This window comes from Pantoea sp. USHLN298, from assembly GCF_037149395.1.
In the GTDB taxonomy this organism is placed as follows: Bacteria; Pseudomonadota; Gammaproteobacteria; order Enterobacterales; family Enterobacteriaceae; genus Pantoea; species Pantoea astica.
This window is the reverse complement of record NZ_JBBCRO010000002.1, coordinates 652,671-676,079: the sequence shown is the minus strand read 5'-3', so window position 1 is coordinate 676,079 and position 23,409 is coordinate 652,671. Positions and strand designations below refer to the sequence as shown.

Sequence of the window (23,409 nt, the reverse complement as noted above, 5' to 3'; positions counted from 1 at the left end):
CTTGTGCAGCGTCATGATTCTGCATGAGCAGAAAAGGGAATCGTCCACGCTTCCCTGCTGACCATTCGACCCGGCAGCCGTCTCCTTCTGTCTGTTCTATGAACAGGGTATTCTGATCACTGCTAACAGCCAAATTCACCTCTCCTTCACTCCCCCGTCACGGTTCTGTCATCTGATCCGGTCAAGGTAATGCCATCCCGCAGTGACTTTCGCTGCGTCCCCACTCTGTAACCCGTGAGGATTTCATCGTGATGGAGTTATCCAGACATCCGACCACTGTCTATCAGGCCGTCGCTGCACAACTCGAACAGGCGCTTCAGCAACGCTACCGCTGTGGCGACTATCTTCCTTCCGAACAACAGCTGGCCGATCACTATGAAGTTAACCGCCACACCTTACGCCGGGCGGTAGATGAACTGGTGAACAAAGGGCTGCTGCAACGCCGTCATGGCGTCGGCATCCTGGTGCTGATGCGGCCTTACGACTATCCGCTGCACGCTCAGGCGCGCTTTAGCCAGAACCTGATGGAGCAGGGCAGTCACCCGACCAGCGAGCGGCTGCTGGCGGTGTTGCGTCCCGCCAGCAACGACGTTGCCAGCGCGCTGGGCGTCAACGAGGGCGATAACGTGATCCACCTGCGCACGCTGCGGCGTGCTAACGGTGTACCGCTGTGTGTCATCAACCACTTCCTCGCCGATCTCAGCTGGTGGCCGCAGTTGCAGCATTTTAACAGCGGTTCGCTGCACGATTACCTCGACAAGCACACCGGCAAACAGCTGGTGCGTACCCAGACCCGCATCAGTACCCGACGGGCGCAGGCGAAAGAGTGCAAGCAGCTGGAAATCGCGCTGCATTCGCCGCTGCTCTGCGTGCGTACCCTGAACAAAACCCGCGACGGTGCAATGGCTGAATACTCGGTCAGCCTGACGCGTGGCGACATGATTGAACTGACTCTGGAGCACTAATGGAACAGCAAACGGCCCGCCAGCGCTGGCTTTCGGTGCTGGCACACAGCAGCGCGGCACAGCTTAACGCGCACTGGCAGGCGCTAAACCTCCAGCCGGTTTTCACCCTGATCCGTCCGGCAGAGATCGGCCTGACCCGGCTGCAGGCGCGCATGGGCGCGACCGGTAAACGCTTTGTGATGGGCGATGCGACGGTGACGCGCGCAGTGGTTCAGCTCAGCGACGGCACCCTGGGTTACAGCTACCTGCTGGGACGTGATAAAGCCCACGCCGAGCGCTGCGCCTTAATCGATGCCCTGTTACAGCAGCCGGAAACCCGGGCGTTGTTAGAAGAGAAGATTATTACCCCGCTGGCGGCATGGCGTGACGAGCAGCGTCAGCTGCGCGCGCGTGAAATCGCCAGCAGCAAAGTGGATTTCTTTACGCTGGTACGCGGAGACAACTGATGACTTTACTGGCAAGTTTTAACCATCCGGTGGCGGATGCACAGCGCGCATTCCGCCGCATCCTCAAAGCGATGAGCGAGCCGGGCGTGATGGTGTCGCTGCCGCTGCAACAGGGCTGGGGTGCACTGTCGCCCGCCGCCACCGCGCTGTTACTGACGCTGGTCGATCAGGAAAGTCCGGTATGGCTGGATGCGCAGATCGACAACGAACAGCTGCGCAATAACCTGCGTTTCCACACCGGCGCGCCGATTACCGCGCAGCAGGATGCGCCTTTCGCGCTCAGTCATGCCAGCTCGCATCCCGATCCGGCCCACTTTGCCGCCGGTGACAATCTGGCCCCGGAAAAGAGCACCACCCTGATTATTGAAGTCCCGTCGCTGAATGGCGGTCTCACGCTGCGTCTCTCCGGACCGGGCCTGCGTGAAACCCGCGCCATTGCGCCACAATTGCCGGAAAGCGTGCTGGCCTATTTGCGCAGCCGGCCACATCCGTTCCCGCAGGGCGTCGATCTGATTTTTACCTGTGGCGAAGCGATGATGGCGGTGCCGCGCACCACGCTTGTGGAGGTGTGCTGATGTACGTTGCGGTGAAAGGGGGCGAAAAGGCAATTGCTAACGCCCATCAGCTACAGGCCGATCTGCGGCGCGGCGATCGGCATGTCGCCGAGCTGGGTTGCGATCAGGTGGCTCAGCAACTCGGTCTGGCGGTCGATCGGGTGATGACCGAAGGCGGGATCTACGATCCTGAACTGGCAGCGCTGGCGATTAAACAGGCCAGCGGCGACCTGGTAGAGGCCATCTTCCTGCTGCGCGCCTATCGCACCACGCTGCCACGCCTGGCCGAGAGCCAGCCGCTGGCGACGGCATCAATGCGTATCGAGCGGCGTATCTCGGCGGTCTACAAAGATCTGCCGGGCGGCCAGGTGCTGGGACCGACCTATGATTACAGCCACCGTCTGCTCGACTTTACTCTGCTGGCCAACGGTGAAACGCCGGCATCGCCACGAGACGATCGCGCGCTGGATACGGCCTGTCCGCACATGTTCAGCATGATGAGCGACGAAGGGCTGGCGGTGCGTGAAGAGGATGACGGCAGCGAACCCGTCGATATCACTCGCGAGCCGATGAGTTTTCCCGCCTCGCGCGCTGCACGTCTGCAGCAGCTGGTACGCGGCGATGAAGGTTTTCTGCTGGCGCTCGGCTACTCGACCCAGCGCGGCTATGGCCGCACCCATCCGTTCGCCGGTGAAATTCGTACCGGCTATCTCAGCGTCACTATCTGCCCGGAAGAGCTGGGCTTTGAGCTGGAGATTGGCGAACTGCTGCTGACCGAGTGCGAAATGGTTAACGGCTTCGCCCACAGCGATGAAAGTGCGCCTCATTTTACCCGTGGCTACGGCCTGGTGTTTGGCCGCGCCGAACGCAAGGCGATGTCGATGGCGCTGGTTGACCGGGCGCTGCAGAGCCGTGAGCAGCAGGAACGCATCACCAGCCCGGCGCAGGATGAAGAGTTTGTGCTGTCGCACGCCGATAACGTCGAAGCCGCGGGCTTCGTCTCCCATCTTAAACTGCCGCACTACGTCGATTTCCAGGCGGAACTGGAACTGCTGAAACGCCTGCGACAGGATCATCAGGAGCGCAACCATGGCTGAACTCAGCGGTTATAACAACGGCTATCTGGATGAGCAGACCAAACGCACCATCCGTCGCGCCATCCTGAAAGCGGTGGCGATCCCTGGCTATCAGGTACCGTTTGCCGGACGGGAAATGCCGATGCCTTACGGCTGGGGCACCGGCGGCATTCAGATCACCGCCAGCGTGATTGGCGATCAGGATGTGCTGAAGGTGATCGATCAGGGTGCGGATGACACCACCAATGCGGTCTCAATTCGTCGCTTCTTTCAGCGCGTCAGCGGCGCAGCGACCACCGAACGCACCGCCGATGCCACGCTAATCCAGACCCGGCATCGCATTCCGGAAACGCCGCTGGAAGAGGATCAGATTCTGATCTTCCAGGTGCCGATCCCGGAACCGCTGCGCTTTATTGAGCCGCGCGAGACCGAGACCCGCACCATGCACGCGCTGGAGGAGTACGGCGTCATGCAGGTCAAACTGTATGAAGATATTGCCCGTTACGGCCACATCGCCACCACCTACGCCTATCCGGTGAAGGTCAACGATCGCTATGTGATGGACCCGTCGCCGATCCCCAAATTCGACAATCCCAAGATGAACATGATGCCGGCGCTGCAACTGTTTGGTGCCGGACGCGAAAAGCGCATCTACGCCTTACCGCCCTATACCAAAGTGGAAAGCCTCGACTTCGATGACCATCCGTTCACCGTTCAGCAGTGGGATGAACCCTGTGCGCTGTGCGGTTCGCGCCACAGCTACCTCGACGAGGTGGTGATGGACGATCAGGGAACGCGGATGTTTGTCTGCTCCGACACCGACTTTTGCCATCAGCAGCAGGAACAGCAACATGCACAGTGATCAGCCGCTGCTTGCGGTCAGCCAGCTCACCCATCTTTATGCGCCGGGAAAAGGCTTTGAACAGGTCAGTTTTGACCTCTATCCGGGGGAAGTGCTGGGCATCGTCGGCGAGTCCGGCTCCGGCAAAACCACACTGCTGCACAGCCTGTCGGCACGTCTGACGCCGCAGCAGGGCAGCATTCATTATCAGGGACGCGATCTCTATCAGATGAGCGAAAGCGATCGCCGCCGCCTGCTGCGCACCGAATGGGGCGTGGTGCATCAGCATCCGCTTGACGGATTGCGGCCGCAGGTCAGCGCCGGCGGCAATATCGGCGAACGGCTGATGGCGGTCGGCGAGCGCCACTATGGTGACATCCGCGCCGAAGCCAGCCGCTGGCTGCAGGCGGTAGAGATCGCCGCCAACCGTATCGACGATCTGCCCACCACCTTTTCCGGCGGGATGCAGCAGCGCCTGCAGATTGCCCGCAATCTGGTGACCCAGCCGCGCCTGATGTTTATGGATGAGCCTACTGGCGGGCTGGATGTGTCGGTACAGGCGCGGCTGCTGGATCTGCTGCGCACTCTGGTGCGGGAACTCAATCTGGCGGTGGTGATTGTCACCCACGATCTCGGGGTCGCGCGACTGCTGGCGCACCGCCTGCTGGTGATGAAGCAGGGGCGGGTGGTGGAGAGCGGATTAACCGACCGGGTGCTCGACGATCCCCATCATCCTTACACGCAATTGCTGGTCTCTTCGGTGCTCAATTAAATGATGACTCACACACCTATGTTGCAGGTTGAGAATCTGTGCAAAACCTTTGTGCTGCATAACCAGAACGGTGCTGCGCTGCCGGTATTAGAGAACGCCAGCCTGACGGTGAATCAGGGGGAATGTGTGGTGCTGCACGGCCATTCCGGCAGCGGTAAATCGACTCTGCTGCGCGCCCTGTACGGCAACTACCAGCCCAACAGCGGGCATATCCGGCTGCAGCATCAGGGCGAATCGATCGATATGGCGCAGGCGACGGCGCGGCAGATCATCGCCATCCGCCGCGACACGCTCGGCTGGGTCAGCCAGTTTCTGCGGGTGATCCCGCGGGTGCCGACGCTGGAGATTGTGATGCAGCCGCTGCTGGAGCGCGGCGTCGAGCGTGCCTTCTGTGAAAAGCGCGCCCGTGAGCTGCTGAGCCGGCTTAACGTGCCGGAGCGTCTCTGGTCGCTGGCGCCGTCGACCTTTTCCGGCGGTGAGCAGCAGCGGGTCAACATCGCGCGCGGCTTTATCGCCGACTATCCGGTGCTGCTGCTGGATGAACCCACCGCCTCACTCGACAGCGTAAACCGGGATGCGGTGGTCGGACTGATTGAACAGGCGCGCGCCCGCGGTGCCGCTATTGTCGGCATTTTCCACGATGAAGCGGTGCGCGACCGGGTAGCCGATCGGCTGCACCTGATGCAGCCGATCGCCACAGGAGCACAAGCATGATCATTAATAACGTCCGACTGGTGCTGGAAAACGAGGTGGTCGCCGGATCGCTGGAGTTCCGTGACGATCGCATCAGCAGCTTCAGCGAAACCGCCAGCCAGCAGCCGGGCGCGCTGGACGGTGAGGGCGCCTGGCTGCTGCCGGGGCTGGTGGAGCTGCACACCGATAACCTCGACAAGTTTTTTACGCCACGGCCTAAAGTGGACTGGCCCGCCCACTCGGCGATGAGCAGCCACGATGCGCTGATGGTCTCCAGCGGTATTACCACCGTGCTGGACGCGATTGGCGTCGGTGACGTGCGCGACGGCGGGCACCGGCTGGAGAACCTCAGCAAGATGATCAACGCAATCCGCGACAGTAACCGTAAAGGGCTGAACCGGGCCGAACATCTGCTGCACCTGCGCTGTGAGTTGCCGCATCCGACCACCGTGCCGCTGTTTGAAGCGCTGATGGGGACGCCGGAGCTGGCGCTGGTCTCGCTGATGGATCACTCACCCGGCCAGCGTCAGTACGCGTCACTGGAAAAATATCGCGAATACTATCAGGGCAAATATCAGCTGAATGACGCTGAGATGGATCGGTTTGAGCATGACCAGCTCACCCTGGCGGCAGAGTGGTCGCAGCCTAACCGTCAGGCGATTGCCGCGCTGTGCCGCGAGCATGGTATCGCCATCGCCAGCCACGACGACGCCACCGCGGCGCACGTTGAGGAGTCTCATGCGGCGGGCAGCCGTATCGCTGAATTTCCGACCACGCTGGAGGCGGCTCGCGCTTCACGCTATCGCAATATGCAGGTGCTGATGGGCGCGCCAAACATCGTGCGCGGCGGCTCGCACTCCGGTAACGTCGCCGCCTGGGAGCTGGCCTCACACGGCTTGCTGAATATCCTGTCGTCTGATTACTATCCGGCCAGCCTGCTGGATGCGGCATTCCAGCTGGCGGCAGATGAGCGCAACAGCCTTGGTACGGCGCAGGCGATTGCACTGGTGACCTGTAATCCGGCGCGGGCGCTGGGGCTGGAGGATCGCGGGGTGATTGCGGAAGGCTGCCGTGCCGATCTGGTGCTGGCGCACACCGCGCACGGTCATCCGCATGTCCGGCACGTCTGGAGCAAAGGCCGGCAGGTCTATTAATGACGCGCCTTATCTGGTTAATCGGGCCGTCCGGATCGGGCAAGGATAGCCTGCTGAATGCGCTGCGTGAGGCACCGCCAGCCCGCCTGCTGATCGCCCATCGCTACATCACCCGCGCCGCCGATGCCGGTGGCGAAAACCATGTGGCGCTGAGCGAGGCGGAGTTCGCCCGCCGCGCCGCGCTGGGGCTGTTCGCGGTCAGCTGGCAGGCGCACGGCTTTCACTACGGCATCGGCACGGAAGTTGAGGCCTGGCTGCAGCGCGGTCAGAACGTAGTGGTCAACGGTTCGCGGCTGCATCTGGCGCAGGCACAGGCGCGGTTCGGACCACAGCTGCTGCCGCTCTGTCTGCAGGTGACGCCGTCGGTACTGGCGGCGCGGCTGCGCCAGCGCGGACGGGAGGATGAGGCTGAGATCGCCCGGCGACTGGCGCGTGCCGCCCAGCCGCAGCCGGACGGCTGTCTGCTGCTCAACAATGACGGGGCGCTGGACCGCACGGTCCGGCAACTGCGTCAGCTGCTGGAGGCGCATCAATGAAACTGACCTTTCTCGGCACCGGTGGCGTCACCGCCGCGCCGCTGTTTGGCTGCGACTGCCGCGCCTGTCAGCGGGCGCAGCAGGACTCGCGTTATCATCGCGCGCCCTGCAGTGCGCTGATTGAGGCGGGCAGCGAGCGGATTCTGCTCGACGCCGGTCTGCCGCTGCTGGTTTCACGGTTCAGGCCTGGCGAGCTGACCCGCATTCTGCTGACGCATTACCACATGGACCACGTACAGGGCCTGTTTGCGCTGCGCTGGGGCAAGGGTGCGTCTGTTCCGGTGTGGGGGCCGCCCGACACGCGCGGCTGTGACGATCTGTTTAAACATCCTGGCCTGCTCGATTTCCGGCCCGCCTTAACCCCGTTTGTCGCCCACTCTTTTGGTGAACTGCAGGTCACGCCGCTGCCGCTACAGCATTCACGGCTGACTCACGGCTACCTGTTCGACTGGCAGGGGAGCCGGCTGGCCTGGCTGTGTGACACCTGCGGCCTGCCGCCCGACACCGAAGATTTCCTGCGCGGTCAGCCGCTCGATCAGCTGGTGATCGACTGCAACGATCCGCCGCAGGCTGCCCCGCGTAATCACAACGATCTTAATCTGGCGCTGGCGATCATCGACCGGCTTCAGCCGCGTCAGGCCTGGTTAACGCACCTCAGTCATGAGATGGACAACTGGTTAGCCGATCACCCGCTGCCCGAGGCGATTCAGCCCGCGCGCGATGGTCTGATCCTGTCATGCGGTGCCGGCTGGCCTGTCACAGTTTGATCATCTGGCTGTCATCCCGCCTTCATGGCGCAACGCCTTAATAACCGGCAGAACGTAATCAGCGACGACGGAGAACAACATGGCACAGGCACTTCTGAAAACGGTGGTCGATAACGACCTGCCACCGGCCACGCTCGGCGGACAAAAAGTGTTGTCGGTGCAGAGTCTGAGCAAAGCGTACGGCGACAGCACCGTGCTGGATAAGGTCAGTTTTGACCTGCACGCCGGGGAACTGGTGGCGGTAATTGGCCGCTCCGGGGCCGGGAAATCGACCCTGCTGCATATGCTCAACGGCACCATTGCCGCCAGCTCCGGCGCAATTATCAGCCTGCATCAGGGCGAAGCGGACCGCAACGTGGTAGCGCTCAGCAGCCGCCAGCTGCGTGAATGGCGTAGCCAGTGCGGCATGATCTTTCAGGACTTCTGTCTGGTCCCGCGCCTGGATGTGCTGACCAACGTATTGCTGGGTCGCCTGAGCCAGACCAGCACGCTGAAATCCTTCTTTAAAGTCTTTTCCGACCATGACCGCGCTCACGCCATTGAACTGCTGCAGTGGATGAACATGCTGCCGCAGGCGCTGCAGCGGGCAGAAAACCTGTCGGGCGGTCAGATGCAGCGCGTGGCGATCTGCCGGGCGCTGATGCAGAACCCGAAAATCCTGCTGGCCGATGAGCCGGTGGCGTCACTCGATCCGAAAAATACCAAACGCATCATGGACGTGCTGCGTCAGGTGAGCGAGCAGGGCATCAGCGTCATGGTGAACCTGCACTCTATCGAACTGGTAAAGCAATACTGCACCCGGGTGATCGGCATTCAGCGTGGAGTGGTGCTGTTCGATGGCCATCCGTCGCAGCTTACCGACGGCCTGCTGCACCAGCTGTACGGCGATGAACTTAATCAGATCCACTAACTTCCACGGCAAGAGAACAACCTCGAATGAAACTGACTTCTTTAGCGCTACTGACGGGTGTAATGGCTTTTGGTGTTAACGCAGCGGATGCGCCGAAACAACTTAATCTCGGCATTCTGGGCGGACAGAACGCCACCCAGCAGATTGGTGATAACCAGTGTGTGAAAACCTTCTTTGATAAAGAGCTGGGTGTGGATACGCAGATGCGTAACGCCTCTGACTACTCCGGAGTGATTCAGGGGCTGCTGGGCGGCAAAATCGATATGGTGCTGAGCATGTCACCCGCCTCGTTTGCTTCGGTCTACCTGCAGGACCCGAAAGCGGTCGATGTGGTCGGCATTGTGGTGGATGACAAGGATCAGTCACGCGGCTATCACTCGGTGGTGATCGTTAAAGCGGACAGCCCGTATAAAAAACTGGAAGACCTGAAGGGTAAATCCTTTGGTATGGCCGATCCCGATTCGACCTCCGGCTTCCTGATGCCGAACCAGACGTTTAAGAAAGAATTTGGCGGCTCGGTGGACGACAAGTACAACAACACGTTCTCCAGCGTGACCTTCTCCGGCGGCCATGAGCAGGACATTCTCGGCGTGCTGAACAACCAGTTCGACGGCGCGGTGACCTGGACCTCGCTGGTCGGCGATTACAACAGCGGCTATACCTCCGGCGCGTTTGGCCGTCTGATCCGCATGGACCACCCGGATCTGATGAAGCAGATCCGCATTATCTGGCAGTCGCCACTGATCCCCAACGGTCCGGTACTGGTCAGCAACAAACTGCCCGCGGATTTTAAAGCCAAAGTGGTGGCGGCGATTAAAAAGCTGGATAAAGACGATCACGCCTGTTTCGTCAAAGCGGTTGGCGGTGAGCAGCATATTGGCCCTGCCACCGTCGCTGACTATCAGAACATCATTGATATGAAGCGCGACCTGATGAAAGGCAGCCGCGGCTAACGCCCGGTGACGGCTACCTTGCCTTCCCCGGCTGTCCGGGGAAGGCGGGACGCGGCAGGTCCGTCTGCGTCCTGATGCTTCAGCCCCGGAGATCCCCCCTTGACCGAATTCGAACGTTATTACCAACGCATCCGCCGCCAGCAGAAACGCGACACGCTGCTCTGGTCACTGCTGCTGGTCGCACTCTATCTGGCGGCGGGCAACGTGGCGGAATTTAATCTGCTCACCGTCTGGCAGTCGCTGCCGCACTTCTTTGACTACCTGCGGGAAATCATGCCGGTGCTGCATCTGCCGCTGCTGTTTGCCGACGGCAAAACCAGTGGCTCGCTGGCTTACTGGGGCTACCGCCTGCCGATCCAGCTGCCGCTGATCTGGGAAACCCTGCAGCTGGCGCTGGCCGCGACGCTGCTGGCGGTAGCGCTGGCGGCGGTGCTGGCCTTTTTTGCCGCCGACAATACCCGTACGCCCGCCAGCCTGCGACTGGCGATTCGCGCCTTTGTCGCCTTTCTGCGTACCATGCCGGAGCTGGCGTGGGCGGTGATGTTTGTGATGGCGTTTGGCATCGGCGCGATCCCTGGCTTTCTGGCGCTGGCGCTGCATACCGTCGGTAGCCTGACCAAACTGTTTTACGAGGCGATTGAATCGGCGTCTGACAAGCCGGTGCGCGGCCTGGCGGCCTGTGGCGCCACCACCCTGCAGCGGATGCGCTTCGCCTTCTGGCCGCAGGTGAAACCGATCTTTCTCTCTTACAGCTTTATGCGGCTGGAGATTAATTTCCGCTCCTCAACCATCCTTGGACTGGTGGGCGCGGGCGGCATCGGCCAGGAGCTGATGACCAATATCAAACTGGATCGCTACGACCAGGTGAGCATCACCCTGCTGCTGATCCTGATTGTGGTGTCACTGCTCGATACGCTATCCGGCCAGTTGCGCCGTCGCGTTGTGGGAGAAACCGCATGATCAGCGTGGTACCGGACATCACTCATCTTAAAGCGCAGCACCGCGAACTGTTTGCTGCGCAACCGCGTTACCTGCGTCGCCTCGGCCTGCTGGCGCTGGCGGTGCTGCTCTACTATCTGTTCTTCTTTTCGGTCTATGGCATTGAGGTGTCCCGCCTGCTGAACGGCTGTCAGCAACTGGGGCGTTACTTTCTGCGGATGTTTGTCTGGCAGGATTTTGCCAACTGGCCGTTTGGCTATTACTTCTCGCAGGTCGGGATCACCTTAGGCATTGTGTTTGCCGGCACCCTGACCGCCACGCTGCTGGCGCTGCCGCTGTCGTTTCTGGCGGCGCGCAACGTGATGCACAGCCGGGCGACCCGACCGGTGGCCTTTCTGATGCGGCGGCTGTTTGACCTGCTGCGCGGTATCGACATGGCAATCTGGGGGCTGATCTTCGTCCGGGCGGTCGGTATGGGGCCACTGGCCGGGGTACTGGCGATTATCCTGCAGGATGTCGGATTACTGGGCAAACTCTATGCCGAAGGCCACGAAGCGGTCGAGCGCTCGCCGAGTCGCGGCCTGGGGGCGGTTGGCGCGAACAGCCTGCAGAAACACCGTTTTGGCATCTTCACCCAGTCGTTCCCGCAGTTCCTGGCGCTCAGCCTCTATCAGATTGAATCCAATACCCGATCGGCGGCAGTGCTGGGCTTTGTCGGTGCCGGTGGCGTCGGGCTGGTCTACGCCGAGAACATGCGGCTGTGGAACTGGGACGTGGTGATGTTCCTGACGCTGATCCTGGTGGTGGTGGTCATGGTGATGGATGTGCTCTCCAGCCGCCTGCGCAAGCGCTACATCAGCGGGAAACCGGTGCCGCTGTGGCAGCCTGCCGGGCGTGATTAAGCCGTTCGCTGCGCTGCCAGGCACGTTGCAGTGCCTGCACCAGTTGCGCCTGCTGCCAGGGCTTCGCCAGCCGTTCGCACAGCGGTAACGTGACCGGCTGGTGACGCAAATCCTGACCACTGATGAGCAGCGTCGCCAGCTGCGGCCAGTTCTGCTGCGCCTGGCGGATCACTTCCGCACCGTTAATCTCGCCGGGCAGCATCAGATCGCTAATCAGCAGATCGATATCGGGCGTCTGACGCAGCAGCGCCAGCGCCTGTTCACCGTCGCCGCACTCCAGCGTCAGATAACCCAACTGATGCAGATGCTCACACAGCGTCTGGCGCACCGCCGGTTCATCATCCAGCACCAGCACCAGCCGATCGTTGGCCGCGTCGGGCGGCGTCGGCTGGGCCGGCGGGAGCGGGGCGGTGGCCGCCATCTCAGGGGCGCGCGGCAACAGCAGCCGCACCGTGGTCCCCTGGCCCGGCGCGGTTTCCAGTTCAATCTGACCACCGGACTGACGCACGAAGCCATAGACCATCGACAACCCCAGCCCGCTGCCGCTGCCGGTGGCTTTGGTGGTAAAGAACGGCTCAAAAACCTGCTCGCGCACCGCTGCCGACATGCCGCAACCGTGGTCAATCACCTCAATTGTGACCCGGTCACGTTTTTCATCCTGCTCCAGCCGCCGCTGATTCCAGATACGGATGCGGATTTCGCCGCTCTGCTGCTGCATGGCATCCCGGGCGTTGACCACCAGATTCATTAAGGCGTTTTCCAGCTGGCTGGCATCGATCCAGGCGGGCCAGCCGGGACGCTGCGCATCAATCACCAGTTGCTGACCGGGCAGCAGCGAGTGCTGCAACAGCCCCTGCAGATTATCCACCAGCGTCACCACCGACACCGCGCGCGGAAACAGCGCCTGTTTACGTGAGAAGGCGAGTAAGCGCTGGGTCAGCTGGGCGGCGCGATCGGCCGCCTGGCGCGCCCGCTCAATCCGGCTGGCGAGCGGGCCGGGCGTCAGCTGGCCTTCGGTCAGCGCCAGGCTGCCGATGATCACCGCCAGCAGATTGTTGAAGTCATGTGCCAGCCCGCCGGTCAGCTGACCGACCGCTTTCATCTTCTGGCTATGCTGCAGCGCCTCCTCCAGCGTTTTACGCGAGGTCCGGTCCAGCACGGTATTGACCATGCCGCGCCGGGGAATCGGGCTGAAGCGCAGCTCCAGCGTGCGGCCATCGGCCAGCCGGATCTCCTGCGGTTCACCGGGATCGTGCAGATCCACCGCCAGCGGCGCCAGTAGCTGCTGCCAGTGAACGCCGCGATGCAGTTCACGCGACGGGATACCGAGCAGCTCGGCATACTGCGCATTCCACACCACCAGCTGACCGTCGTTATCAAACAGCGCAAAGCCGTCGCGCATCGCCAGAAAGGTTGATTCGAGCTGATTGCTCTTCTCTTTCAGCAGCCGCGAGGTATGGGCCAGTGAGGCGGTGTTACGGGCGAAGACGTTAAATGCCCGTGCCAGCTCGCCCAGCTCATCCCGCCGCTGCAGCCCCGGCACGCTGACGTCCTGTTCACCCTGCGCCAGCCGGGTCATCGCCCCGGCTATCGCCGTCAGGCTTGAACCGAGATTGCGATAGATATAGATACCGGCGTAACCGGTGATCGCCAGCGCCAGCAGCGCAAACAGCGCAATAAACCCGATGATTGAGTCCAGCTCGCGGTGGGTCGCCAGGGTCCGCGCCTCGCTCTGTAGCGCCACCTGCTGCACCGAGGCACTGATATCCTCATTCAGCATCGCTACCAGCGCTTTGATGCGATAGGTGGCATAGGCAATCGCCAGATCGCTCTGTTCCAGCGCATCGGCCAGCGGCAGCAATCGCTGCTGGGTCGCCAGCAGGCGCTGCACTTTTACGCTGGTCACGCCCTGCAACGGCACCGCACGCCACTGCGTCATCACCTGCTGTAACTGGTCGATCACCGCCACGGGCGACGGGGTACGGATGGCGATCCCGATCAGCCGCTCGGTCTGCTGACGCAGCGCGGCGTCCGGCTGGCTCTGCCGTTGACGTTGCACCAGCTGGTCAATATGGCTGAGCAATAGCTGCGCCTGCCACAGGTCGCTGAGCATGTTGTTGCGTTGCAGGTGACGCTGATGGCCGGTCAGCAATAACTGGTTGATGGTCTGCTCCAGCATCAGGCTACGGGCGCGGATGCGGGCAATACGTTCCGGCTGGCGCGCCGCCAGTGGCGCACTGGCCAGCAGCGTTAGCGAGTGCTGCAGCGCCTGCTGATTCTGTTTCAGACGTTGTGATTCACTCTGGTACTCCAGCGCCCCGACCACCTGCGACAACCGCACCGCCGCCGTCGCCACATTGGCGGTATCGCGCGCCAGCGCCAGGCTGCCGTTCATGTCCGCCAGCGTCTGCGCCTGCGCCTGTTCCTGAATCGCGCCAGCATGACGAAAGCCGAAGATCGCCACCACGCTCACCATCAGCGTGACCAGCACCACCAGCAGATTGAACAGCAACAGGCGGCCTCGCGCCCCGGCCTGCCACGGATAACTGCGCTGCATCCCACGACCTCATCCTCACTGCAACGATGGGCCGAGTATAGGAGCGTGCAGCCGGGCGTTTATGACAAATATGAACGGGCGCTGACATTTTCCGTTTATCTGGCGTTGGTTAACTGGCGGCTCTTGATAATCAGCAGGAGCCGGCCGATGACAGCCACACCGATACTGGAAATGCGGGAAATCACCCGGCGCTTCGGCAGTTTTTATGCCCTGAAAGGGGTCGATCTCACCGTTTATCCCGGCGAAGTTCACGCCCTGATGGGGGAGAACGGTGCCGGTAAAAGTACGCTGATGAAGATTCTGGCCGGTGCCTATACCGCCAGCAGTGGGGAAATTTTAATTGAGGGTAAACCCTGGGCGCTGAAGGGGCCCAAAGAGGCGCTGGCCGCCGGGATTACCCTGATCTACCAGGAGATCAATCTGGCACCCAATCTGACGGTGGCGGAGAACATCTTTCTCGGCAGCGAAATCGCGCCCGGCGGACTGGTAAAGCGGCGGCAGATGGCGGAGCAGGCGCAGCGGGTGATCGACCGGCTGGGCGCGCAGTTCAGCGCCTGGGATTTGGTCAGCCGACTGAGCATTGCCGAGCAGCAGCAAGTTGAAATCGCCCGTGCGCTGCAGCGTAACAGCCGCATTCTGGTGATGGACGAGCCAACCGCGGCGCTCTCCAACCGCGAGACCGAACAGCTGTTTGCGCTGATTAAACGGCTGCGCAGCGAAGGGATGGCGATTATCTATATCAGTCACCGGATGGCCGAAGTTTATGAGCTTTCCGATCGGGTCAGCGTGCTGCGCGACGGCCAGTATGTCGGCAGCCTGACCCGCGACCAGCTCAACGCCAGCGAACTGGTGCGGATGATGGTGGGTCGCCCGCTCAGTGACCTGTTCAACAAAGACCGCACCATACCGCTGGGCGATATCCGGCTGGCGGTCAATCACCTTACCGACGGCGGCAAAGTGCATCCCAGCAGTCTGGCGGTGCGGGCCGGTGAAATTGTGGCGCTGGCCGGACTGGTCGGCGCAGGGCGCAGCGAACTGGCGCAGCTGATTTTTGGCGTACATCCACCGAAAGATGGCGAGATCTGGATCGATGGCGAAAAGGTACGGATTCGTTCACCGCGCGAGGCGATTGCGCAGGGGATCGGTTTTCTGACCGAGAACCGCAAGGAGCAGGGACTGTTTCTGGAGATGGCGGCACAGGAGAACATCGTGATGGCTACGCTGGAACGCGACGCCAGCTATGGGATGCTCGACCGTCGCAAAGGGCAGTCGATTGCCACCGAGGCGATCGCCTCACTCAATATCCGGGTGCCCCATGCCCAGGTACGGGCTGGCGGTCTCTCCGGCGGCAATCAGCAGAAGTTGCTGATCTCGCGCTGGGTGGCCATTGGTCCGCGCATTCTGATCCTCGACGAGCCAACGCGCGGGGTGGATGTCGGCGCGAAGAGCGAAATCTATCGCATGATGCAGCAGATGGCGCGGCAGGGCGTGGCGATTTTAATGATCTCCAGCGAACTGCCGGAGGTGGTCGGGATGAGCGACCGCGTTTACGTGATGCACGAAGGCACCATTGTGGGTGAGCTGGAAGGCAGCAACATCAGTCAGGAAAACATTATGACGCTGGCAACCGGTGCGCACAGCGCGTCACCGCTCGAGGTATAAGGATACCAACATGACACAACTGGCCCGGACCAAAGCCCCGACGCTGAAACGCGCGCTGATGGGCGATCTGCTGCAAACCGTCGGTATCCTGCCGATTCTGATCCTGATCGTGGCAGTGTTTGGCTTTGTCACGCCGAACTTCTTCACCGAAGCGAACCTGCTGAACATTACCCGCCAGGCCTCCATCAATATCGTGCTGGCGGCGGGCATGACCTTTGTCATCCTGACCGGCGGCATCGATCTGTCGGTCGGCTCGATGCTGGGCACCACCGCCGTGGTGGCGCTGGTGGCCTCGCTCGATCCGATGCTGGCCTCAATGACCATTCCGATGGCGCTGGGGGCCGGACTGGTGATGGGGCTGTTCAACGGCGTGCTGGTGGCATGGGCCGGTTTGCCGCCGTTTATCGTCACGCTCGGCACCTATACCGCGCTGCGCGGGGCGGCCTATCTGCTGGCGGACGGCACCACGGTGATCAACTCCGATATCAACTTTGAATGGATCGGCAATGGCTATCTCGGGCCGGTGCCGTGGCTGATTGTGATCGCTTTCGCCGTCATCGCTATCTGCTGGTTTATCCTGCGCCGCACCACGCTGGGGGTACATATTTATGCCGTCGGCGGCAACATGCAGGCGGCCCGCCTGACCGGCATCAAGGTCGGTATGGTGCTGATTTTTGTCTACGGCATGAGCGGCCTGCTGTCGGGGCTGGGCGGGCTGATGAGCGCCTCGCGACTCTACAGCGCCAACGGTAACCTCGGCGTCGGCTATGAGCTGGATGCGATCGCCGCGGTGATCCTCGGCGGCACCAGTTTCGTTGGCGGCATCGGCACCATTACCGGCACGCTGATTGGCGCGCTGATTATCGCCACCCTGAATAACGGCATGACGCTGATGGGCGTTTCCTATTTCTGGCAGCTGGTGATCAAAGGTGCGGTGATCATTATTGCGGTGCTGATCGACAAATATCGCACCCGCCATCACGTGAGTTAAGGCTGGAAGGGCGGAGACGCAGCCGCGCAGCCGCGCAGCCGCCACCATAAAAAACGCCATTTAGTCGTTGGCACTTTGATAACCGCAGGAGAAGGTCTATGCGTTTTAATCCGATTGTAACCGGACTGCTGGCGGCGACGCTGTTCAGTACCGGCATGGCTCAGGCAAAAGAACTCAAATCTATCGGCGTGACGGTCGGCGATCTGGCTAACCCATTTTTCGTGCAGATCACCAAGGGTGCGGAGATGAAAGCGCGGGAACTGGCGGGGGATAAGGTCAACGTGACGCTGGTCTCCAGCGGCTACGATCTCGGTCAGCAGGTCGGCCAGATTGATAACTTTATCGCGGCGAAAGTTGACATGATTATCCTTAATGCCGCCGACTCCAAAGGCATCGCCCCGGCGGTGAAGCGGGCGCGGGACGCTGGCATCGTGGTGGTGGCGGTTGACGTGGCGGCCGATGGTGCCAACGCCACCATTACCTCCGATAACACCGAAGCCGGGGTGATGGCCTGTAAATATATTTCTGACCGTCTGAAAGCCAAAGGCAACGTGGTGATCATCAACGGGCCGCCGGTCTCTGCGGTTCAGAACCGCGTTGAAGGCTGTATGACCGAACTGAAGCGCCATCCGGAGATCAAGCTGCTCTCTTACAACCAGAACGCCAAAGGCAGTCGCGAAGGCGGGCTGGAAGTGATGACCGGCCTGCTATCGGCTAATCCGAAGATCGATGCGGTATTCGCCATCAACGATCCGACGGCGATCGGTGCCGATCTGGCGGCGAAACAGGCGCAGCGTAACGAATTCTTTATTGTCGGCGTCGATGGATCGCCGGACGGTGAAGAGGCGCTGAAGCGGAAGAACTCACTGTTCGTCGCCACCCCGGCGCAGGACCCGCAGGTGATGGCCGCCAAAGCGGTGGAGATCGGCTATGACATTCTGCAGGGCAAACCGGCACCCGATAAGCCGGTGCTGATTCCGGTGAAGCTGATCGATCGTAACAACATCGGCAGCTATCAGGGCTGGACGGTGAAATAAGCCACAGGCGGCACCGCCGGGTGCCGCCTGCAGGAGGACGCTCATGCAACGTTCAGAAGTGAACCGCGCGCTGCAACAGACCCGCGAGTTTTTCATCCGCCAGGATGTGCATCTGCCACCGTGGGCGGATTACGATCTGCGCCAGTGGCAGCTTCAGGATCGTCAGCAGGCGCAGGAAATTCTGGCGCTGCGGCTGGGTTGGGACGTCACCAGCTTTGGCGCGGCTGACTTTCTGCAGACCGGCCTGACGCTGTTTACCCTGCGTAACGGATCGCCAGGCGGACAGCCGTGGCACAAACCCTATGCCGAAAAGGTGATGCACGTGCGCGAAGGCCAGCGCACGCCGATGCACTATCACCCGCAGAAAATGGAAGACATTATCAACCGCGGCGGCGGCAATCTGATTATCGAATTACATAATCGCGATGGCGACGGGCTGGCGCATTCGCCCGTGCAGGTGTCGCTCGACGGCATACGCCAGTCGCACGCCGCCGGTTCGCAGATACGGCTCTCGCCGGGCGAAAGCGTGACGCTGGAAACGGGCATCTGGCACAGTTTCTGGGGCGAAAGCGGCTTCGGTGATGTGCTGGTGGGCGAGGTATCGATGCCGAATGATGACGAAAACGACAATGTATTTCTGACGCCGCTGGCGCGCTTCAATCCACTGCAGGAGGATGAGTCGCCGCGCTGGCTGCTGTGCAACGATTATGCGCACTGGCTGCCCTGAGCAGGGCAGGCGTGGCGCGGTCACTCAGGCGATCTGGCTGGTACGCGTTACGGCATCGGGTTTGACCACATCGGCCGAAAAAACATAGCCAAGGCCACGAATGGTGCGGATCAGGCTGGGCTGGTGCGGGTTAGTTTCAATTTTACGCCGCAGCCGCATGATCAGTACGTCGATGGTGCGATCAAAGACGTCGAGCGTTTCGCTGTGGGTCAGCTCCAGCAGCTGATCGCGGGTCAGCACCTTGCGGGCATGACGCACCAGCGCCCGCAGCAGGCTATATTCACCCTGGGTGAGCGGTATCAGTTCGCGTTGCGGGTTAAACAGCTGAGCGCGGGCATCGTCAAGTTGCCAGCCGTTAAAGCGCCAGCCCGCCTGGTCCTCGGCTGCAGGCAGCAGACGACCACCGCGACGCAGCGCAGCCCGGGCGCGCGCCACCACCACTCTCGGGTTAAAGGGTTTGGCGATATAATCATCCGCGCCCATCTCCAGCCCGACCACCATCTCCGCTTCCGATCCCATCCCGGTCAGCATGATCACCAGCACGTCGGGCCGCTGGCGCTGTAACTGCTGTAACACCAGCAGGCCATTGGTATCCGGCAGCATCATATCCAGCATCACCAGCCCGATCTCCGGGTGATCCTGAAGCATCGCCAAGGCCTCTTTGCCCTGATGACAGCTGTAAACACTGAACACATGTTCACTTAGCGCGTCCTGCAACACGTCGCAGACGGCAAGATCATCATCCACCACCAAAATTGCTGGCTTCATTGCGCGGCCTCAATGTTACGAAAGAGTTAATTCTGGAGTGTACACAGGCTAATGACGGTTGCTGTTTCAGCCTGCTGAAACGTGACCAGCTTCGCCTGGCAGAGTGCGGAATCGTGCGCTGGCGCAGAGTTTTTCTGACCCCCGATGTCGCCGCAGGAAAACGATTGCGCAGAATCAGTGCATTGCACCATAATCGCGCCTTGTTTTGGTTCGGAATTGTCTTAGCCGTGTATTGACCCGCCAGGTAATCGATTGCGTCGGCTTATGGCATGGCAATTGCTTAGGGCAGTGGGCCCAGACACGTTTTTTTACCCCATTCAGGCTCGCGAGTATGCAGCAGCCCGTTTCGCTGTTCCGGGAACAGAATAATCAGCATGCAAACCCCTTTGGCAAGCGAGAACGCACATTCGTGACGTCTCCTGTATCGAGAGATGATGATGTTAGAAAAATTATTCAAACTCAAAGCACACAACACCACGGTTCGCACCGAGATTATCGCCGGGATCACCACCTTCCTGGCGATGGCCTACATCCTGTTTGTTAACCCGAGCATTCTGGGCGCCACCGGCATGGACAAAGGGGCGGTATTTGTTGCCACCTGTCTGGCGGCGGCCATTGGCTGCGTGCTGATGGGGCTGATTGCGAACTACCCGATTGCGCTGGCACCGGGCATGGGGCTGAACGCCTTCTTTACCTACACGGTGGTGCTGCACATGGGCTACACCTGGCAGGTGGCGCTGGGCGCGGTCTTCCTGTCGGCGGTGATCTTCTTTGCGCTGTCGATCTTCAAAATCCGCGAATGGATTATTGCCAGCATTCCGCTGCCGCTGCGTGCCGGGATTGGTGCCGGTATCGGGCTGTTTCTGGCGCTGATTGCGCTGGAAGGGGCGGGGATTGTGGTCGATAACCCGGCGACGCTGGTGGGGATTGGCGATCTGACCAAGCCGGGGCCGCTGCTGGCGATGCTGGGCTTTATCGTGATTGTGGTGCTGGAAGCGCGTCGCGTCACCGGCGCAGTGCTGATCGGCATTTTGCTGGTGACCTTTATTTCAATGGGCATTGGACTGTCACCGTTTGCCGGCGTGTTCTCCGCACCGCCGTCGATCGCCCCGACCTTTATGCAGCTGGACATTGCCGGTGCCTTTAACGTTGGCCTGGTGAGCGTGATTTTTGCCTTCCTGTTTGTTGATGTGTTCGACAACACCGGGACGCTGCTGGGCGTGACCAAACGTGCCGGTCTGGCGGATGAGCAGGGCAACGTGCCGAAAATGGGCCGGGCGCTGATCGCTGACAGCGCGGCCGCGTTATTTGGTTCGCTGCTGGGTACCTCGACCACCACCAGTTACGTGGAATCTGCGGCGGGCGTCAGCGCCGGCGGCCGTACCGGTCTGACGGCGATTGTGGTGGCGGTACTGTTCCTGCTGGCGCTGTTCTTCTCGCCGCTGGCCTCCAGCGTGCCGGTCTATGCGACTGCGCCAGCGCTGCTGTTTGTCGCCGTGCTGATGGCATCAGGTCTGGCGGAGATTGACTGGAAAGATATCACCACCGCCGCACCGGTCACCGTGACCGCGCTGGCGATGCCACTGACCTATTCGATCGCCAACGGCATCGCGTTTGGTTTTATTACCTGGACGCTGGTGAAATTGCTGAGTGGCCGTACTAAAGAGGTCAACGCGGCGCTGGTGATTTTGTCGATTCTGTTTGTGATTAAGTTGGGGTGGCTGAGCGCCTGATCGGGGAGGTTTCGCCTGGCGGCGGTTGAAGGAGGTTTCGCTTAGCAGCGGGCTGGGGCTGGTTTCGCATGGCTGCGGGCTGGGGTCAGGTTACGCTAGCGGCGGGCTGACACAGAGTAAGGTTTCGCATGGCAGCGGGCTGGCACTGAGTAAGGTTTCGCCCGCCAGGCGCTGGGGAGTTTCAGTTTGCCGGAGCGGGCGGACGCGTCAAGGGGCGGCCGCCCGCCCCTTAACAATCCCGGCGTCCGGCTGCCTTCGCGCCACGCTGCGCGCGGTGCCTTCGTCACTCACTGCGGCCGACGGACCGTCCGGACTCGCCGTCCCTGGCGAGGCCGTCCTTTCGCCGACGTCCTGTCGGCTCTTCCTGGCCTCCGCTCACTCCTCAGCGCTTCGGACGCCTCTGGCAAACCTCCGCCTGAAGTATCTCTGTTTTTTTAATGGTCCGGTGCTGTCTGGTGGTTTGTGTAGTTATGCCTGGCGGCGTGCTGGGGCTGGATGTTTTCTTTTTTCTGACAACAACGGCTCTGAAAAACCAGCAGCATCGACAGTCATTCTGCTCAGACATACAGCGGCGAAGAACTCACCAGGAAACACAAAAAATAACAGCGAGGGGTAGGGAGGCCGTCTGAAGCGAAGGTACCGCGAAGCGGCGGTGAAGCAGGCCGGAGCCCGGGGTCAAGGGGGCGCGGCGACTGGCGGCCCCTTGTCGGTCGCCGGCAGCGGCGAAGCTGAAACTGCCACAGCCGGCCGGCGAACGAAACCTTCTCCCAGCCCGTTCGCGCAGCGAACAAATCAGGTAAGCCACCTTTCAGTTAATCAGGACATGTCCTTTACTGAGGAAAAATGGCGGAATGTAGTTGTCCCAGCCTCTCAGGAAGCAGTACTGCTGCAGTGCGGCATTATTGATTACGCCGCTTTTGTTGTAGCAGCGTGTCAATCGGTTGCGAAGGGCCGACGGGCTGATGCCAAGAATCTCCGGCATGCTGTGCTGTTTTACACCACAGAACAGCAACAGAATCACTTCCCATTCTTTGTCAGTAAAAATACTGGCTGGTCGGGTAAAAACAAAAGGCTTCCTGCCGCTCGGTTTCAGAAAGGTAGAAAAGTAAATATTGCTGATCTCCATGTAAGTACAAATGATGCCATTAACCCCCTCTCTGAACGGCCAGGGGCGTTTCTCCACCAAAAATGATCTGAGCCTATTACGCCTACCATACTCGAACGTTTTGAGTACAAGGCTCATCTGGCCAGTGGTCACTATCTTTCTGTCATCATGGCGTATATGGCGATAATAATCGCCGATATCCGGCGTCAGGTCAGTGTCGAGGGAACCTACTAGTGTGTCATCTGATACGTTGAAATAGAGGCAGGCAAGTTTATTGCCATAAACATAGCGTGAAGCACTGTCCTTTATTGCCCAGCCAAACAGGGAGTGGTCAAAATAGCATCCGAGATGATTGAGTTCTTGATTCATCAGCTTAGCCTCTGATTATGATATGTCCCTTCTTCAGAAAGAACGCCGGTATATAGTTATCAAATTGGCTTTGGCGACAATAGTCAGTCAGGGCAAAAACGGAGTTGAGACCCGTTTTTCGGTAACAGCTTCGGAGCCTGCCGTTAACGGCATCAATTGAAATTGCCAGTACACTGCTTATTTCTTTGATGTTCATTCCACAGACCAGCAGATATACCACCTCCCATTCTTTTTCGGTAAATACGGATGAGGGGGATTTGAAGGTCGCATGCTGAATTATTTTTCCATCCAGTAACGAGGTTGGTGTAACGATTCTGACGTGCCTGACGCTGATAACGGTGCCGATGCAGTTATGCTCGTCGTCATAGAGCGGTTCCTGAACATTATAAGCGGGCTGCATGATTTTCTCTTTGCCCTGAATGTGCGTAGTGATAGCCCTTACTGGATGACCCGTGCGCTCTATTTCCCTTTCCTGCTGGTTAAACAGCTCTGAAAATTCGGCAACGGGAACGGGAATCTCACTGATATTCCTGCCTTCATAGTTATATCGATTTGAAAGGGTTTGCCAGGTTTTGAACGTGTTATTGACATAAACAAAGCGGGAGTTATTGTCTTTAACTGCCCAGCCAACGATCGGATCGTGTTCAAACATTTCGATCAAGCTGGCAGATAATGGAATTGTTTTCATAAACGTATCCTTACATTTAAATTACCCTACATTAAATTGACCTTACATCGTAATAACCCTACTGAAAAAGCACGCTGCAGATAAAATACCGTACTGCAATCATACCTTCATAACAGAAAGAAAATATCATAAAAGTATTAATGCGGCTAATCACCAGGGAAATTGCCTGCAATTATAAAAAATAAAAACTATGCCCATAGCCGAAAGGTTATGGGCTTTTTTCACCTGTCATTATTTAACAATGTTACTTTCCAGAGTAATTGC

At 60.0% G+C, this 23,409-nt stretch carries 23 protein-coding genes; 19 read left to right on the top strand and 4 right to left on the bottom strand.

Annotated features, from left to right (window positions below; translation table 11 throughout):
- The first annotated feature begins 251 nt into the window (after positions 1-251).
- The 14 genes from phnF (at position 252) to phnE (WFK59_RS07865) (ending at position 11,508) form a co-directional block, all read left to right on the top strand.
- Positions 252-965: a phosphonate metabolism transcriptional regulator PhnF gene (gene phnF, locus WFK59_RS07930; RefSeq protein ID WP_233987772.1), complete on the top strand. Its 714-nt coding sequence runs from the start codon at positions 252-254 to the stop codon at positions 963-965.
- Positions 965-1,411, top strand: a complete 447-nt coding sequence (phnG, locus tag WFK59_RS07925; protein ID WP_094121883.1) for a phosphonate C-P lyase system protein PhnG — start codon at positions 965-967, stop codon at positions 1,409-1,411. The genes phnF and phnG overlap by 1 nt, the downstream gene beginning before the upstream one ends.
- Positions 1,411-1,986, top strand: coding sequence for a phosphonate C-P lyase system protein PhnH (phnH, locus tag WFK59_RS07920; RefSeq protein WP_031377906.1), 576 nt, complete (start codon positions 1,411-1,413; stop codon positions 1,984-1,986). The genes phnG and phnH overlap by 1 nt, the downstream gene beginning before the upstream one ends.
- The gene (locus WFK59_RS07915; protein ID WP_336755519.1) at positions 1,986-3,062 is read left to right on the top strand and encodes a carbon-phosphorus lyase complex subunit PhnI; all 1,077 of its coding nucleotides are present in this window, start codon (positions 1,986-1,988) and stop codon (positions 3,060-3,062) included. Before phnH ends, WFK59_RS07915 begins: the two co-directional genes overlap by 1 nt.
- Positions 3,055-3,903, top strand: a complete 849-nt coding sequence (locus tag WFK59_RS07910; RefSeq protein ID WP_336755518.1) for an alpha-D-ribose 1-methylphosphonate 5-phosphate C-P-lyase PhnJ — start codon at positions 3,055-3,057, stop codon at positions 3,901-3,903. Before WFK59_RS07915 ends, WFK59_RS07910 begins: the two co-directional genes overlap by 8 nt.
- Positions 3,893-4,654, top strand: a complete 762-nt coding sequence (phnK, locus tag WFK59_RS07905) for a phosphonate C-P lyase system protein PhnK (RefSeq protein ID WP_094121880.1) — start codon at positions 3,893-3,895, stop codon at positions 4,652-4,654. The genes WFK59_RS07910 and phnK overlap by 11 nt, the downstream gene beginning before the upstream one ends.
- Complete coding sequence (gene phnL, locus WFK59_RS07900; RefSeq protein ID WP_233987775.1) at positions 4,655-5,368, top strand: phosphonate C-P lyase system protein PhnL; 714 nt, start codon at positions 4,655-4,657, stop codon at positions 5,366-5,368. It abuts the gene before it with no gap.
- Positions 5,365-6,501, top strand: coding sequence for an alpha-D-ribose 1-methylphosphonate 5-triphosphate diphosphatase (phnM, locus tag WFK59_RS07895; protein WP_233987776.1), 1,137 nt, complete (start codon positions 5,365-5,367; stop codon positions 6,499-6,501). Before phnL ends, phnM begins: the two co-directional genes overlap by 4 nt.
- A complete protein-coding gene (gene phnN, locus WFK59_RS07890) occupies positions 6,501-7,037 on the top strand; it encodes a ribose 1,5-bisphosphokinase (RefSeq protein WP_233987777.1) in 537 nt (178 codons plus the stop codon). Before phnM ends, phnN begins: the two co-directional genes overlap by 1 nt.
- Entirely contained in the window at positions 7,034-7,804 is a 771-nt protein-coding gene (phnP, locus tag WFK59_RS07885; protein ID WP_336755517.1) for a phosphonate metabolism protein PhnP, read from the top strand. Before phnN ends, phnP begins: the two co-directional genes overlap by 4 nt.
- A gap of 79 nt (positions 7,805-7,883) precedes the next feature.
- The gene (gene phnC, locus WFK59_RS07880) at positions 7,884-8,714 is read left to right on the top strand and encodes a phosphonate ABC transporter ATP-binding protein (protein WP_233987779.1); all 831 of its coding nucleotides are present in this window, start codon (positions 7,884-7,886) and stop codon (positions 8,712-8,714) included.
- A 26-nt stretch (positions 8,715-8,740) separates the two neighbouring features.
- Complete coding sequence (gene phnD / locus WFK59_RS07875) at positions 8,741-9,667, top strand: phosphonate ABC transporter substrate-binding protein (RefSeq protein ID WP_233987780.1); 927 nt, start codon at positions 8,741-8,743, stop codon at positions 9,665-9,667.
- A 99-nt stretch (positions 9,668-9,766) separates the two neighbouring features.
- Positions 9,767-10,627, top strand: a complete 861-nt coding sequence (gene phnE / locus WFK59_RS07870; protein ID WP_233987781.1) for a phosphonate ABC transporter, permease protein PhnE — start codon at positions 9,767-9,769, stop codon at positions 10,625-10,627.
- Positions 10,624-11,508: a phosphonate ABC transporter, permease protein PhnE gene (gene phnE / locus WFK59_RS07865; RefSeq protein WP_233987782.1), complete on the top strand. Its 885-nt coding sequence runs from the start codon at positions 10,624-10,626 to the stop codon at positions 11,506-11,508. The genes phnE (WFK59_RS07870) and phnE (WFK59_RS07865) overlap by 4 nt, the downstream gene beginning before the upstream one ends.
- Here the strand turns inward: phnE (WFK59_RS07865) and WFK59_RS07860 are convergent.
- Complete coding sequence (locus tag WFK59_RS07860) at positions 11,462-14,065, bottom strand: ATP-binding protein (RefSeq protein WP_336755516.1); 2,604 nt, start codon at positions 14,063-14,065, stop codon at positions 11,462-11,464. The genes phnE (WFK59_RS07865) and WFK59_RS07860 overlap by 47 nt on opposite strands.
- A gap of 147 nt (positions 14,066-14,212) precedes the next feature.
- On the opposite strand from WFK59_RS07860, the gene WFK59_RS07855 reads away from it, so the two are divergent.
- From WFK59_RS07855 to WFK59_RS07840, 4 genes are all read left to right on the top strand, one after another.
- On the top strand, positions 14,213-15,727 hold the full coding sequence (locus tag WFK59_RS07855; protein ID WP_233987784.1) for a sugar ABC transporter ATP-binding protein: 1,515 nt from the start codon (positions 14,213-14,215) through the stop codon (positions 15,725-15,727).
- Positions 15,728-15,737: 10 nt separating this feature from the next.
- A complete protein-coding gene (locus WFK59_RS07850; RefSeq protein ID WP_031378037.1) occupies positions 15,738-16,718 on the top strand; it encodes an ABC transporter permease subunit in 981 nt (326 codons plus the stop codon).
- Positions 16,719-16,816: 98 nt separating this feature from the next.
- Positions 16,817-17,755 carry an ABC transporter substrate-binding protein gene (locus WFK59_RS07845; protein WP_233987785.1) on the top strand — a complete coding sequence of 313 codons (939 nt, stop codon included), beginning with the start codon at positions 16,817-16,819 and terminating at the stop codon, positions 17,753-17,755.
- Positions 17,756-17,798: 43 nt separating this feature from the next.
- Positions 17,799-18,482, top strand: a complete 684-nt coding sequence (locus WFK59_RS07840; RefSeq protein WP_336755515.1) for a D-lyxose/D-mannose isomerase — start codon at positions 17,799-17,801, stop codon at positions 18,480-18,482.
- A gap of 24 nt (positions 18,483-18,506) precedes the next feature.
- Here WFK59_RS07840 and WFK59_RS07835 read toward each other — a convergent pair whose 3' ends face one another.
- The gene (locus tag WFK59_RS07835) at positions 18,507-19,250 is read right to left on the bottom strand and encodes a response regulator (protein WP_233987787.1); all 744 of its coding nucleotides are present in this window, start codon (positions 19,248-19,250) and stop codon (positions 18,507-18,509) included.
- A gap of 434 nt (positions 19,251-19,684) precedes the next feature.
- On the opposite strand from WFK59_RS07835, the gene WFK59_RS07830 reads away from it, so the two are divergent.
- Positions 19,685-20,983 carry an NCS2 family permease gene (locus WFK59_RS07830; protein WP_218833860.1) on the top strand — a complete coding sequence of 433 codons (1,299 nt, stop codon included), beginning with the start codon at positions 19,685-19,687 and terminating at the stop codon, positions 20,981-20,983.
- A gap of 808 nt (positions 20,984-21,791) precedes the next feature.
- Here the strand turns inward: WFK59_RS07830 and WFK59_RS07825 are convergent.
- Both WFK59_RS07825 and WFK59_RS07820 read right to left on the bottom strand, forming a co-directional pair.
- Positions 21,792-22,457, bottom strand: a complete 666-nt coding sequence (locus tag WFK59_RS07825; protein ID WP_336755514.1) for a PAS domain-containing protein — start codon at positions 22,455-22,457, stop codon at positions 21,792-21,794.
- 4 nt (positions 22,458-22,461) lie between these two features.
- Positions 22,462-23,145, bottom strand: coding sequence for a helix-turn-helix transcriptional regulator (locus tag WFK59_RS07820; protein WP_336755513.1), 684 nt, complete (start codon positions 23,143-23,145; stop codon positions 22,462-22,464).
- Between the last annotated feature and the right edge of the window lie 264 nt (positions 23,146-23,409).

Coding starts and splice junctions, on each gene's coding strand:
- WFK59_RS07830 (WP_218833860.1), top strand. CDS start 19,685: ATGATGTTAGAAAAATTATTCAAACTCAAAGCACACAACACCACGGTT.
- WFK59_RS07855 (WP_233987784.1), top strand. CDS start 14,213: ATGACAGCCACACCGATACTGGAAATGCGGGAAATCACCCGGCGCTTC.
- WFK59_RS07820 (WP_336755513.1), bottom strand. CDS start 23,145: ATGAAAACAATTCCATTATCTGCCAGCTTGATCGAAATGTTTGAACAC.
- phnM (WP_233987776.1), top strand. CDS start 5,365: ATGATCATTAATAACGTCCGACTGGTGCTGGAAAACGAGGTGGTCGCC.
- WFK59_RS07845 (WP_233987785.1), top strand. CDS start 16,817: ATGCGTTTTAATCCGATTGTAACCGGACTGCTGGCGGCGACGCTGTTC.
- WFK59_RS07825 (WP_336755514.1), bottom strand. CDS start 22,457: ATGAATCAAGAACTCAATCATCTCGGATGCTATTTTGACCACTCCCTG.
- phnP (WP_336755517.1), top strand. CDS start 7,034: ATGAAACTGACCTTTCTCGGCACCGGTGGCGTCACCGCCGCGCCGCTG.
- WFK59_RS07910 (WP_336755518.1), top strand. CDS start 3,055: ATGGCTGAACTCAGCGGTTATAACAACGGCTATCTGGATGAGCAGACC.
- WFK59_RS07840 (WP_336755515.1), top strand. CDS start 17,799: ATGCAACGTTCAGAAGTGAACCGCGCGCTGCAACAGACCCGCGAGTTT.
- phnD (WP_233987780.1), top strand. CDS start 8,741: ATGAAACTGACTTCTTTAGCGCTACTGACGGGTGTAATGGCTTTTGGT.
- phnK (WP_094121880.1), top strand. CDS start 3,893: ATGCACAGTGATCAGCCGCTGCTTGCGGTCAGCCAGCTCACCCATCTT.
- phnC (WP_233987779.1), top strand. CDS start 7,884: ATGGCACAGGCACTTCTGAAAACGGTGGTCGATAACGACCTGCCACCG.
- phnE (WP_233987782.1), top strand. CDS start 10,624: ATGATCAGCGTGGTACCGGACATCACTCATCTTAAAGCGCAGCACCGC.
- WFK59_RS07915 (WP_336755519.1), top strand. CDS start 1,986: ATGTACGTTGCGGTGAAAGGGGGCGAAAAGGCAATTGCTAACGCCCAT.
- phnL (WP_233987775.1), top strand. CDS start 4,655: ATGATGACTCACACACCTATGTTGCAGGTTGAGAATCTGTGCAAAACC.
- WFK59_RS07835 (WP_233987787.1), bottom strand. CDS start 19,250: ATGAAGCCAGCAATTTTGGTGGTGGATGATGATCTTGCCGTCTGCGAC.
- phnF (WP_233987772.1), top strand. CDS start 252: ATGGAGTTATCCAGACATCCGACCACTGTCTATCAGGCCGTCGCTGCA.
- WFK59_RS07860 (WP_336755516.1), bottom strand. CDS start 14,065: ATGCAGCGCAGTTATCCGTGGCAGGCCGGGGCGCGAGGCCGCCTGTTG.
- WFK59_RS07850 (WP_031378037.1), top strand. CDS start 15,738: ATGACACAACTGGCCCGGACCAAAGCCCCGACGCTGAAACGCGCGCTG.
- phnN (WP_233987777.1), top strand. CDS start 6,501: ATGACGCGCCTTATCTGGTTAATCGGGCCGTCCGGATCGGGCAAGGAT.
- phnH (WP_031377906.1), top strand. CDS start 1,411: ATGACTTTACTGGCAAGTTTTAACCATCCGGTGGCGGATGCACAGCGC.
- phnG (WP_094121883.1), top strand. CDS start 965: ATGGAACAGCAAACGGCCCGCCAGCGCTGGCTTTCGGTGCTGGCACAC.